The following is a 12,280-nucleotide window of genomic DNA, read 5'->3' on the forward strand; positions in this document are numbered from 1 at the left end:
AAGATCTGCCAATATTACTTAAAAGCACTGATTGACTATCTAAAAGTCCGTAAATCATTTGAGATATGAATTTAGTTTTAGGTTTTGATAAACCTTTTGATATTTTTTTAGAGAAATTACTTACTTTTCGTTTAATTTCATAGATTAATCTGGTATAATTAGTCACGGTGAAACAACTCCTTTTGGTGTTTTTTGTCTGCAAACTAATTATACCAAAAGAAGGAGCTTGTTTCACCTTTTTTACGTAATCTGTGGATAATCTATTTTAAGGGTTTCTAAGAGCTAATTATCCACAATTTTGACTGTTGATAACTTTGAGTTTTTGCTATTTTAAAAAATGGGGAAACTACTTCTTATTGAGTATTGACAATATTAACTACATCTGTTAAACTAATTTAGGTAATGCCCCCGTAGCTCAGTGGATAGAGCAAAGGCCTCCGAAGCCTTGAGCGTAGGTTCGACTCCTACCGGGGGCACCATTTATCATTCCTGCTATAACAGCGATTATAGCAGTTTTCTTTTTGTGGGAACTATTATTATTAAGCTTCCCACCGTGATTTCACCGCATTACTTTCTATCCAACTCGATCAAGCATCCAGAAATTTAGAAGCTTTTTCAGCTGCTTCAGCCTGTAAAGTTGGAATTAAATGCGAGTACGTATCCATTGTTTGAGTAATTGAAGCATGACCCAATCTCTCCTGAACAATCTTAGGATGTTCATTTAGCTGCAGAAGAATCGAAGCATGTGTATGGCGAAGTGTATGGAGTGTTTTTTCTTTATCTAATCCAGCTTTATCTCTTAATTCAGCATATCTAACATTATATCTGTCTGGATAATATTTTTCACCATCTTCTTTGCAGAACACCAGATTATACTCATCGTGATAATTATCTCCCAGGAATTCTTTAAACTCCTCTTGTTTCTCTTTTCTTTTCTTCAGTACTTCTACTATTTCGTCAGTAATATCGATATTCCTGTTACTATTTGCCGTTTTAGTACTTTCTCTTAGAACAGAGCCATTACCCTTTTCACCTACCAGAGCCTGTCTAACCCGAATCTTCTTATTCTCAAAGTCAACATTATCCCATTCCAGGCCTAAAAGCTCACTTTTTCTCATCCCTGTATGGACTGCAAGATAGATAAAATCATGTAATAGCGGATCATCCTCTTTAGCAACATCTAACAGTTTACTTATTTCTTCTTTTGTTAAAGCAACAATGGTATTATTCCTTCTCCGATCAATTTTTGGTGCTTCAACAGGATCAGCCGGGTTAGCTGCAATATATCTGTTTCTGACTGCAAAGCTCAAAGCCTGCTTCAGCTTCTTATAGTGCTTTAATAGAGTTGCTTCTGATAACCCGCCTTCTTTACCGTCTTTTCTCCCGTCTTTCCGCTTCTTCTGCAAATATACTCGAATGTGAGCCGGACTCAGTTCTTTTAACTTAATATGTCCGAGGGCAGGAATCAGGTGAGTTTTAAGTATGATCTCATATCTATCATGAGTAGTCTTTTCTGTCTGAACAACCGCGTACTCCTCAAACCACTTCAGTAACAAATCCTTTACTGTCATGTCCGTCTGTACTACAACTCCCTGATCAGCCTGCAATTCCATTTTTCTAGCCCATTTTTTTGCATCTCTCTTACGGGTAAATGTCTTATACTCTCTCATTGCCTTTCCTGTCTCTGGGTCCTTCCCAATATAAACTTGTGCTTGCCAGTTTCCTGACTTTAACTTTTTAAAACTTGGCATATTAATTCCTCCTATTATTTTATATATTGTCTTCCTACAAAAACTACTAATCCTTTAACTTCAATTTCTGTCTTATCAATTTCGCCATAGTTCTCAACATCTGGTTCTAATCTCACTTTATCTTTATTAATAATGTAGTATCTTTTAATTGTTCTGTTGCAATCACCACCTTTTCTGATAATCACTAATATTGTAGAGCCATTCTCAGGCTCATCATTTATGGGTCTAATTAGGATGTAATCATCTCTGATAATTCCCCAATCCTTAAATTTATTATCTGTCATCTTTAAAGCATAAGAGGAATCTGTAACATACCCTTCTGGAAAAGTGAAATAGTCTTCTTTAACACATTCTTGCTTCTCATCCCAAAAAGCTTCATTATTATAATTGTAACTTGTAACCATTTCTCTAGGGTTCTTCTTTTCTACCTGCTCAAGATAAGTTGAAAGTAACCCTTTTGCTCCTTGAGTATCTTTTTTTTCCTCATATTGCCCCTCGTCATCCTTATCCATAACTAAAAGATACTTCTCATCCAGATAACCTGCGGCTACCATTAATTCAATATAACGAACTTTATCATTATTCTCGGCTATTTTTTCTAAAATATCTGGCTTTGGATCAAACTCAAGCGACCCGTTTTTGAGTTTAGATAAATAAGATCTGTGTATGTCTGCTTCTTTAGCAAACTTCGTGACTGATTTATCACCAATTGCTCTACTTACTAAATTCATTAATTTCACTTTATCTTTTTTCACTTTCTCTCACCTCCAAATAGATTGTAACATATTTTCGGGATTATTACAAACACTTTTTTAATTATTTTAGGATTATACTTTACAAAAAGAAGGCTTCATGCTATAATATTGTTGTAATAAAGCAAATAAACAGCAATTGATTGTTGTTCAATATTTGCACACACTAATATTTTAGGAGGATTTAAGATGAAAGATACTAAAACAGATCTGATAATTTATTTTAAGAATGCCGTAAAAGAACAAATCGACTTTGACTTTGAGCAGATACCTTTTTCTTTAGGTGTAAGCGACTTAAAAGAGCTTTTGCCTCTATCTGATTCTAAAATTTATATGATGCTGGAAGCAGGAGAAATTCCTGCAAGAAAGATGGGAGGTAAATGGACAGTCTCAAGAGCAGAGTTCCTTGCTTGGTTTTACGGATCTGAAGAAGATCTAGATTTGGAAGAACAGGTAATCGTTTAATTATAATAGTAGGGGGGGAAAGAAGAGTCTCCTCTCCCCCGAAATTATCACACTCAAAATAGTGAAGTAATAATCTGAAAATCCTCCAACAGATCCAGGTCTTAACGGGCCTGGGTCTTTTTTTGTTTACTAATATTTTAACTTTCATTCCAAATGAACATATGCTCTTTTAGTGAGCATGAGTAATTTTATTATTAAAATTTGAATTTCACTGTCAAAAACGGCCTTTTAATCGGTATTATATATATAGAAGCACTTTTTTATAAATGGGGGGACGCAGGTGGAGGATCCCAAGCAAGGTTCTCTGCCTGCAGCCATAAAAAAAGACCTGCTGTTAAGTTCTTTTAAATAACTACTTAAGTACTTACGAAATCCTGTGATTGGATTAAGGAGGCTTCTAAAACAGTGAAAGTAGACAAAATCTTAAAGTTAAAGAAATCTAAACTCAGTAACATTCAAATACTTAGTTTGCTTAAAGAAGATATATTCCAGAGCAGAAAGAAAGATGACACAAATAACGGAGGTAATAATAATGACAGTGACAGCTCAAAATCTCAGAACTACCATGAAAAAGAATGAGGATAAGGCGGAAGGCAGAAATGTAGCAACATTAAACTCTATCGAAAGGGATATTAAAGGAGTATGGTACTCGAGAAAGCTAGATCTATACGGTAATATTCTAGATGAAATAAGTTATGAAGATAAAATATATCGGGGCGGAGAAAAGGAAAATAAATGGAAGCCTAGGACAAATAATAACAAAGCATCAAGAAGTAAAAGTACCTATACTCCAACTCCAGAAGAAAGAATAGCTTCTAATATCAATCAACTGAAAAAGAAGACCTGGAAATTGACCATTGCTAATATTGAAGACATGAATACTTTTACCACAGTAACTATGGGAGATGTAGACTTCTACAACCTCTTTTCTTCAAAAAGAAACGATAAAGATAAAAACGAACTTTACATTGCTAATCAGTTGAGTGAAAGTGAATGGCAGCTTCTTAAAGGTAAGACCAACCTAAAATATAAAAAGGAGAAAGATAGAAGATACTTAAATAACAATGAGGAAGAAAAGACTCTACGTAAAAAAATTATAAACATCTTAATCGAACAGGCTTCATCTATGATCGCCAAAATAGAAGAGTCTTTTGTAAGGGAAGAAAGAACATTTAAAAGTATCAGTGCTCATAATCAAGCTATTAAAAGAGAACTAGCTTCAAGAATCAACTCTCTTCTGTCTGGTAAGTCTCCTGATAATATTGAAAATGCCTATTCCGCTTTCAGTAAATTCATTGAGAATCTGAAAAATTTATCAGAAGCCTATGAAGGTGACTTCAAATACATAGCAGTGTTAGAATTCCAGGAAAACGGTAGACCACACTTTCACATGCTGTCTAATCTAAAGTACCTGGAGCAATCGAAACTTCAGGATAAGTGGGGTCACGGAATAGCTCATATTAGCTCTCTTAATTCGATTAGTAGACCTGGCCTACACATCAGTAAAAAAGATAATTTAAAGGCAAAAGCGACTAAGTTGTCAAATTATCTCTGCGAAGAAATTAGTGAAACTAGAAAAGATTCTAGAACTAAAAACAGAAAAATACTTTTGAGAAGTAATGACTTACTAAAACAGCCACTGGAGGTAATTACTCCTGAATTACAACGACAGGTGGACCAATATGTGTTTAGTAATTCTGTTGGGGTAGACTGGGAAAGTGGGTTAATCGAAGGTAAAGGAGAGTATTCAAAAAGCTCCAACATAAAAAGAAGAGTTATGGAAGATTCTAATCTCTACTCAATGATAGAACAAAGAGCAGGCCAGTTACTGGATAAGATTCTAGAAATAGCAGAGAAACTTAATAGTGACATTATAACCAAAGATATATACTATCAGGCCAAGCATGAACTTTTCTACAATGATCAGGAATATATGCCGGCTACTGTTGCAGCATAGGGTCTCTCCTGCTTGAACATTGACAACTAAATATTTTACTCTTACTCCCTATTAGATAACACCTGGATGCGCGCCGCAGGACTTTAAATGCCAGGTCATAATCACAGGGAGATCTATGTCTAAAACTTATATAAAAGTGGTCCAGCCGCCCAGAGAAAGAAAAGGTCCATTTCTTGCTATACTTAACTTTTATTCAAATACATCAAATACCACTGATTCAGGTATCCACATGCATTCTACACCCTCATCATTTAAAGGAAACTCAAAATAGTACCAATTACCTTCCAGATCAGTCTTGTATTGATCAGTTCCCTCTAAGCCTTCCAGCCACTGTTCTTCAGCAATGACTAGTTCTTCTTCATCATTAACTGGCTTTTCAGGAAATCCTTCCTGGATAATTTTAAGGTGATACTCTCCTTTAGGAAAGTTATAGCCACTGTCTCTATAATTCTTTGCCTGGTAACTTGCGCCGACTTCAAATTGCTTTGTCACGGTTATCAGCTCCTAATTTTAATATTTTGTCTCAAATATAATTTATAAATCTTATCATCATGCTGATTCATCTTATTATCTTTATAGGAATCGATAATATTGTAATCGATATGCTACCCAAACTTATACCATAAGATGATGTATCTTAAAAAATTAATCTCTTACTTCAACACGATCATAATATTCATAAAATGCTTCTCTATAAATGTATGATTTACTTTGACCAGATCTCTCACTTAGTTCATTAGCTTTATCATCTTGATCCTGAGTTACATAAATACTAACTTGTTTCATTTCACTAATTTTTTTCTTCTTTTTTAAGATGAAACGACAATCAGATTTCTTTTCCTTCTTCCCCACTATAATCACCTCCTTCAAGAAATTTGCCAGTAATGAAGGAATTAATGAGTTTTAGGCATTCTCAACATCAGAAGCTAATTCTTCTGGATCCATGTTTATCATTTCTACACCATATCTGTGCAACTCTAACAGAAATGCAGCTCGATCCATCCCAACCATTTCTGCAGCCATACCCGAAGATATTCGTTTAAGTTCAAATAGTTTGACCGCCATTGCCAATTTAGCTTCTCGTTCAAATTCTTCAGGACTTTCTTGAAGTAAATCAGGCAAAGTGTCAGGATATTCTATCTCCATTTTTCTAGGCATGTCATTATCCTCCTACTGGACTTATTATACTCATATGTGTATTACTAACTCTATTATAGCACATATCTGCAGTAGAAAAAAAGGCTTAACAACCAATATACTACAGGGAGCGCACAAAGGCTATTTAAAGCTGTTTCTAACCGTTCTACATAAAGAATGTCCAGCATAAACACAAGGCTCCAAACTGCTATTCTCAACCCTTCTCAGTCCTTTCTACATAAGAGCTTAGAGCACTATCGCTTTTCTAACTTACAGTTCGAATTCTCGCATTGAATCATCCATCAAATCCTGATTTACTCCTATATAATCTAAAGTAATACTCGGGGCAGAATGATTAAAAAGCTTCTGCAGCATTGCCACATCTTTATACTGCTGATAATGGTGGTAACCGAAGGTTTTGCGGGTAGAATGGCAGCCAATGGATTCCAGACCAACTTCTTTACCTACAGAACTTAGCACTCTATATGCCTGACTTCTAGTGATCGGTTTGTTGGTCCCGTTCCTACTCTGAAAGAGGTACTCATGATCAGCCATGTTTTTAATGTATTGATCTAAAGCATCTCTCAATGCACCATTAATAAAGAACTTCTTTGACTTTTGAGTCTTCTGTTCTTTGATCTGGATGTGTGTCTTATTCCTCACATCAGAAACTTTTAGTCTCAGCATGTCTCCAATTCTAAGGCCAGTATTAATTCCGAGCACAAAAAGCAGATAATTTCTGTAATTATCCATCAGCAATAAACGTTTAATCTCCTCAATCAATTCCTTGTCTCTGATCGGTTCAACTTTTTTCATAGTTTAATCCCCTTTCTAATTTGGTTAAGATACATAAAAGCTCATTTAACACAGTATAGACATCTATTGAAGTGAGTTCATAAGCAAAATATTGGGCCTTCACCGCCGCTAAGGTTGCTATAACAGCGATAAAGACCACAAATTTCAACTCACCTTATTAACTATTGTGGTGAATTAGTTTAGGTAATCACCCACCACATATTTCAATTTTTCTTTCTTAATCTTTAATTGATCCTGGATCTTTTTAATTTCTTTAAAAACTTCCATAATATCTTCTACGTCTTCTTTTAGAAAGGCATCTGGAATTTGTAATTGTTTTAAATATTTTAAACTGAAATTTTTTCTTATAGAGCCAGTAGCTAGTACATCAATATAAAGTTTATAAAATGGATGCTTAAAAATACTTAGTAAGTATTCATTATTTAGTCCATTTTTTGTTTCAAAAACATTATATGCTGGACTTACTAAATAATCATCATATTCATCTGGAACGATTCCTATAGAGCCTACATTTATTCTATATGGATTATAAACTATATCTCCTGCCTTCACTTTTTTATATTTTTGATTAAATTCACTACCATAAACCTCGAATTTTTTAGGATCATCTTCATCTAAAATAACCCCATGAGAATTAGTAACACTTAGTATCGAAAATAGCTCTTCAGGTTTATCTGTAGGATCAATTCTAACAGATCTTACTTTTATATATTCTTTTAAAGGTACTCGTGAAAAATCCTTATTATTTAAAATGTCTAAAAACCAGTAATACCTTGAATCAAATCTATTACTAACCTTTGATTTATGAATCAAAAAATTATTGCTATCAAATTGATATCTAAAAACATCTTCTTCATTATCTAGATTAGGTTTGCCCTTATAGTACTTTAATATTCTATCCAAATCATTCTCACCTGGGATTGACTTACCTTTAGAGTCATAACCGATATTTTCTGCAACTCCCATGTAAATATAATAATCATTAAAATTATCTTTTAATTTTTTCAACTCGTCCTTTATCTTTTTATCTTGTACTTTTTTTAGTTCATCTTCTAATCTTTCTTTTTCCTTAAAATAATCTTCTGGTAATTTTTCAACAACCAATATACTCGAGTTTATTGTTTGAACACCACTTTGTCTGAATGTATAATTTGGTAATGAAATGATTGCCTTAATTATTGTGTTTTCCTCTATAAAATCCCTAACACCTTTTAAACTTTTACTACCTAAAATTGAATCAGGGATTACTATTGCTAAAGTCCCTTCTGGCCTTAAATATTTTATTGACTTTTCAATAAATAAACATTCAGTTAAATTTTTAACGTCACTTAATTCGTATTTATTCAGTATGTCATCATTTTCCTCTTTGCTGCCAAAAGGGGGATTAGCTAAAATTACATCAATTCCATTTTCTTCAAAAGGATATTCAATATTTGATTTAGTTTTATTATCTAAACCATTACCTCTATATACTCTTTCTCCATCTCCCCACATTATCATATTCATCTTTGCGGTTTTAGCAGCTCTGGGTTCAGCATCTATTCCTAAAATATTATTTTTCTTAATTGTTTCTATATAAGCTTCCTTAGTTGTATTAAATTGACTAAAATAACTTTTAGGAGTCTTATCAATGATATCCATTATTTTATTAAATGCACCAATCAAAAATCCCCCTGTACCACAAGCAGGATCTAAAACTACATCATCAATTTTAAAATCAACTAATTTAACCATGAAATTAACTATTTTTCTTGGAGTAAAAAATTGACCTAAACCTTTACCTCTAAACGTAGATGATAAGAATATCTCAAAAGCTTTACCTTTTATATCAAAGGGCAAATCTAAAATGTTAAATCCATCAAGACGCTTCAAAATCCGTTCGATTGCTTCAATACTTAACCCAATACTCTCATTTTGATCTTCGAAAACCTTAGGAAAAGATTCTTTCGTCTCATTAAAAGTATTTTCAATAAAGGTTTTTTCTCTATCTACCTCTTTTTGCTCCACAAATTTTTCATAACTAAATCTTACATTTCCTGTCCGCTTAGTGTACTTTTCTTCGTGAATTTTCATAAACAATAACTTACTCCATGCATCAAATGCACCTGTTGGATCAAGCTTATCAATGTTTCTAATATCCTGATGAATTTTCTTCAATACTTTTGCAAAATCATCGCTTTGTCTATCTATCATTTTTTTTGAAATAGCTTCTTCTTCTGATTTCTCCATTTTAGAAGAATCTGTTAAAATTTCTTTTATTGAATCTATATCAATGTTTTCAACTCTATCTTTAACTAGATTGATTCTCTTATTACCAGCTAGATAAGCCCTTAATATAAACTTCTTACCATTACTTATAAACCCATATTTTGACTTTAAACCATAAGCATATGAGTCTAGCTGTTCAATATAATCTTCAATTTTTTTTGTTGGTTTTTTAGATTCGACTACTAATACAGGCTCATTATACTCATCATATATAACCACATCTGCTTCCTTTGTAACTTTTTCATGTCCTTGGCTAAAAGTAACAGGCACTTTATATCTAAAGTAGTCAGTATCATAACCCAATTGTGTTAAAATCGGTGTAATCACTTTATATTCCACATCTGATTCTGAAACTATCTTCTCACTCATCTCCAACATTCCTCCCAATATCCATAAATTATTTTCATATTCTTTTACTAAAAACTAAACTTATGTTTATTATATTATATTGCTTTTAAAATCTCAAAGTTATTTTTTATTTTATATAATTAGAAAGTCAGACCTTTGATTTAGTGAGCTCATCTTCTCTTATTCCAATCAGGAATCATAATCTTCTGATTAACTCTGATCATTGTCTCAATCTCATTGACCTTTTTAATGGCTGCTACAATAAGCCGCGGGTCAAGGTCAGAGTTAATCTCTTCTGCTATCTCCCAGAGGGTATCACCTCGCTTTATCACATAAACTTCATTCCAGCTGTAACTATCAATAATATCATCTGGACCTGTCTGAGCTAGAATTGCAGCTGTCAAAAACATTACTGCCATCAATACAGAAGCCACGGTTAGTTTATTCACGAGATTTCCTTCCTTTCCTGAGCACTTAACCTGCTGAATGTATTTAAGATGGACTTCAGCTGCTCAAACTGGTCTTTAGTCAAGCTGTTGATCGATATCTTCTTGCTGCTGTCTATACCTTTTTCTCTTTTTACATGTCTGAGGTAATTATAAAGATCCTCTTTCAGCTTAGGATCATCACCAACTATTTCTTTGATAGCAAGCTCTCTTTCAGTCAGAGAGGTAACTTGATCGTTTTTCAAAGTTTCATCTTTCTGAGCCATACCTTTATTCTTCTTGCCCTGTACCTGGCTAAATGGAATATCATCAAAATTATAATCACTCTGCTGCTGTACAGCCATTTCTTCCCTGGAAACAAGCCCAGAAACACTAAAAGCTCTCTTTAAAGCCATTGATTCAGCTACTTTAAGAATCATAGCTGAAGGATACTGCTTCCAGACCTTAGTATCTGATCTGTATTCTTCAAAGGTAGCAAAGACATAAACGGGATAGCTTCTGTCCTTTCTATAAACCAAAGCGTAACTACCGACAATCTGTCGGCGGTTGGTCCCATATTGATGATTAATTCCAGTTTCTTTTCGTCTAAACTTATCATTTTCTCTAACTACATCTGAAACCAGCCCATCATACTGGGGATGCCTATCAGCTATCTTTAGATAACCATCCCTGGAAGTCATAATTGTTGGCTTTCCATCTTTCTTCCAGAAGAATATCTCTTTATTGAAAGGATCAAGTCCATAGTTTTTAGCCAGATAGATAAACATCTTAAACTCATCACTGCTTGCATCTCCGGCAACAGTTCGTCTGAGGGTTTCTAACTCCTCTTCAGTAAAAGTAATCAGTTCTTTTTTCTTTCTGTTAATATCAACAACTTTACTCTTTGCACTCATTTTTATTCCTCCCCTTAATTTAAGGAGACCTAGATTTAATCCAGGCCTCTTATTTTAATTTAGTCTTCTTTTGGACTTTGAGCTTCTTCATCACTTAGATCATGGTCACAGTGGGGACAATTCCATTCACCCTTTTCACAGGAGCTGTAGGACTTCTTCCTACACTTAGGACATTGTTTTACATACATCTTATTCACCTCCTTTCTCTGGTTTTTAAACATAAAAAAAGCCCGGCGCCGGCCAGGTTAATTAACTATTATTAACTTTTGCTGATTCAGTCTTTCATCAGATTTTCTTCCTGCATACTGATAAAGTTATCTCTGCTGCCGATGATTATGTGGTCCACTACATTAATCCCCATTATCTTGCCAGCCTTCTGCAGCTTTTTAGTTACAGAGACATCATCACTGCTTGCATCAGCCACACCTGAAGGATGATTGTGAGCTAAAACTATACCCGCTGCATTCTGCAATATTGCCCGTTTAAAGACCTCTCTGGGAGTAACTAAGCTTGAGGTCAATGTACCTGTAGAAACCTCAAACACCCCTGTTACCTTGTTCTTAACATCAAGGGTAGCGATAGCAAAGACTTCCTCTGCTCTCCTGTCCAGTTCAACCACCTCAACAAAGAGATCTCTTGCCTGAAATGGGTTCCTAACGTACTTATCAATGTCATACCTTCCACCTGACTCCTTAACAATTCTTAGACTAAACTTCTGAATATTTACCATTAATCTCATCTCCTTTATGTTTTTAGTATTCATTTAAAAGGGCATCTTAAATTCCTGATCATTGCTGCTTAAAGCTGTAGCACTATTCTTCTTTTTCTGCAGCAGTCTGGCTGATCTCTCCAGCTCATCCTCATCCATTGGCTCAGCATAGGGTCCTAAAGCTCTTTTTATTCTCCAATCATCACTCGGTACACCATTAACCGGCATAATTTTCACCTCCAAATAAAAAAAGAGACCATCAGCTCTCACTGACAGTCCCCTGAGTTTAATCCTAAGCATTATTCCAACCTTCCATGAACGCATCTTTCAGTCCTGAGAAAACACTCTCTGATTTAAGCCTGGTAGAATTGGCAGCGATAACCGACTTCTCAATCGCCTTAAGGGCAGCTCTATCGACCTTTGAAGCTGCCGCACCGGTAACTTTAGCAACATTCCTGGTTCCAGTAGACGCCAGTCCAGCTGCCTTTTTAACGCCATTCTCAGCTGTCTGAGCAAGCTTCTTAATGACATTGTCTCCACTATTAGAATCAATAATCTTCTCAGCATATTTGAGTTCATCTTTTTTCTTAAGCCCCAGCTCTTCCAGTTTATTCAGGACCAGCTCCTGCATTACATCATTCTCCGCCATCATTGCTCTAACCAGCATTTCTCTCAGTCTTAGAACAGTCTCAACATTATTTTCATTTTTAAACATAATTATTACCTCCGTATTTTAGT

15 protein-coding genes and 1 tRNA gene are annotated in these 12,280 nt (G+C 34.5%); 4 read left to right on the forward strand and 12 right to left on the reverse strand.

Annotation, left to right across the window (positions count from 1 at the left end):
• Nucleotides 1-404: 404 nt before the first annotated feature.
• A tRNA-Arg gene (locus BMZ74_RS10030) sits at nt 405-479 on the forward strand.
• 108 nt (nt 480-587) lie between these two features.
• On the opposite strand, the gene BMZ74_RS10035 is transcribed toward BMZ74_RS10030, so the two are convergent.
• Both BMZ74_RS10035 and BMZ74_RS10040 read right to left on the reverse strand, forming a co-directional pair.
• On the reverse strand, nt 588-1,751 hold the full coding sequence (locus BMZ74_RS10035) for a tyrosine-type recombinase/integrase (RefSeq protein ID WP_089862114.1): 1,164 nt from the start codon (nt 1,749-1,751) through the stop codon (nt 588-590).
• A gap of 14 nt (nt 1,752-1,765) precedes the next feature.
• Nucleotides 1,766-2,506, reverse strand: coding sequence for a LexA family transcriptional regulator (locus tag BMZ74_RS10040; RefSeq protein ID WP_089862115.1), 741 nt, complete (start codon nt 2,504-2,506; stop codon nt 1,766-1,768).
• A gap of 186 nt (nt 2,507-2,692) precedes the next feature.
• On the opposite strand from BMZ74_RS10040, the gene BMZ74_RS10045 reads away from it, so the two are divergent.
• From BMZ74_RS10045 to BMZ74_RS10050, 3 genes are all read left to right on the forward strand, one after another.
• Nucleotides 2,693-2,968 carry a helix-turn-helix domain-containing protein gene (locus BMZ74_RS10045; protein ID WP_089862116.1) on the forward strand — a complete coding sequence of 92 codons (276 nt, stop codon included), beginning with the start codon at nt 2,693-2,695 and terminating at the stop codon, nt 2,966-2,968.
• A 405-nt stretch (nt 2,969-3,373) separates the two neighbouring features.
• The gene (locus BMZ74_RS14525) at nt 3,374-3,547 is read left to right on the forward strand and encodes a hypothetical protein (protein WP_177181423.1); all 174 of its coding nucleotides are present in this window, start codon (nt 3,374-3,376) and stop codon (nt 3,545-3,547) included.
• The gene (locus BMZ74_RS10050; protein ID WP_089862117.1) at nt 3,501-4,925 is read left to right on the forward strand and encodes a rolling circle replication-associated protein; all 1,425 of its coding nucleotides are present in this window, start codon (nt 3,501-3,503) and stop codon (nt 4,923-4,925) included. Before BMZ74_RS14525 ends, BMZ74_RS10050 begins: the two co-directional genes overlap by 47 nt.
• Nucleotides 4,926-5,114: 189 nt before the next feature.
• Here BMZ74_RS10050 and BMZ74_RS10055 read toward each other — a convergent pair whose 3' ends face one another.
• From BMZ74_RS10055 to BMZ74_RS10100, 10 genes are all read right to left on the reverse strand, one after another.
• Nucleotides 5,115-5,417 (reverse strand): hypothetical protein, encoded by a 303-nt coding sequence (locus BMZ74_RS10055; protein WP_089716843.1) that lies wholly within the window; start codon nt 5,415-5,417, stop codon nt 5,115-5,117.
• A gap of 153 nt (nt 5,418-5,570) precedes the next feature.
• On the reverse strand, nt 5,571-5,777 hold the full coding sequence (locus BMZ74_RS10060; RefSeq protein ID WP_089716842.1) for a ribbon-helix-helix domain-containing protein: 207 nt from the start codon (nt 5,775-5,777) through the stop codon (nt 5,571-5,573).
• Nucleotides 5,778-5,828: 51 nt separating this feature from the next.
• A complete protein-coding gene (locus BMZ74_RS10065; protein WP_076544530.1) occupies nt 5,829-6,083 on the reverse strand; it encodes a UPF0175 family protein in 255 nt (84 codons plus the stop codon).
• A 249-nt stretch (nt 6,084-6,332) separates the two neighbouring features.
• Nucleotides 6,333-6,878 (reverse strand): site-specific integrase, encoded by a 546-nt coding sequence (locus tag BMZ74_RS10070; protein ID WP_089862118.1) that lies wholly within the window; start codon nt 6,876-6,878, stop codon nt 6,333-6,335.
• A gap of 174 nt (nt 6,879-7,052) precedes the next feature.
• The gene (locus BMZ74_RS10075; protein ID WP_177181424.1) at nt 7,053-9,515 is read right to left on the reverse strand and encodes an N-6 DNA methylase; all 2,463 of its coding nucleotides are present in this window, start codon (nt 9,513-9,515) and stop codon (nt 7,053-7,055) included.
• 149 nt (nt 9,516-9,664) lie between these two features.
• Nucleotides 9,665-9,943: a LysM peptidoglycan-binding domain-containing protein gene (locus BMZ74_RS10080; RefSeq protein WP_089862120.1), complete on the reverse strand. Its 279-nt coding sequence runs from the start codon at nt 9,941-9,943 to the stop codon at nt 9,665-9,667.
• Complete coding sequence (bet, locus tag BMZ74_RS10085; RefSeq protein ID WP_089862121.1) at nt 9,940-10,833, reverse strand: phage recombination protein Bet; 894 nt, start codon at nt 10,831-10,833, stop codon at nt 9,940-9,942. The genes BMZ74_RS10080 and bet overlap by 4 nt, the downstream gene beginning before the upstream one ends.
• A gap of 274 nt (nt 10,834-11,107) precedes the next feature.
• A complete protein-coding gene (locus tag BMZ74_RS10090; RefSeq protein WP_089862122.1) occupies nt 11,108-11,563 on the reverse strand; it encodes a JAB domain-containing protein in 456 nt (151 codons plus the stop codon).
• A 33-nt stretch (nt 11,564-11,596) separates the two neighbouring features.
• Nucleotides 11,597-11,770 (reverse strand): hypothetical protein, encoded by a 174-nt coding sequence (locus BMZ74_RS14530; RefSeq protein ID WP_177181425.1) that lies wholly within the window; start codon nt 11,768-11,770, stop codon nt 11,597-11,599.
• Between the two features lie 64 nt (nt 11,771-11,834).
• Nucleotides 11,835-12,257 (reverse strand): hypothetical protein, encoded by a 423-nt coding sequence (locus tag BMZ74_RS10100; protein ID WP_089862124.1) that lies wholly within the window; start codon nt 12,255-12,257, stop codon nt 11,835-11,837.
• Between the last annotated feature and the right edge of the window lie 23 nt (nt 12,258-12,280).

The sequence above is a fragment of the Halanaerobium salsuginis genome, assembly GCF_900114545.1.
In the GTDB taxonomy this organism is placed as follows: Bacteria; Bacillota; Halanaerobiia; order Halanaerobiales; family Halanaerobiaceae; genus Halanaerobium; species Halanaerobium salsuginis.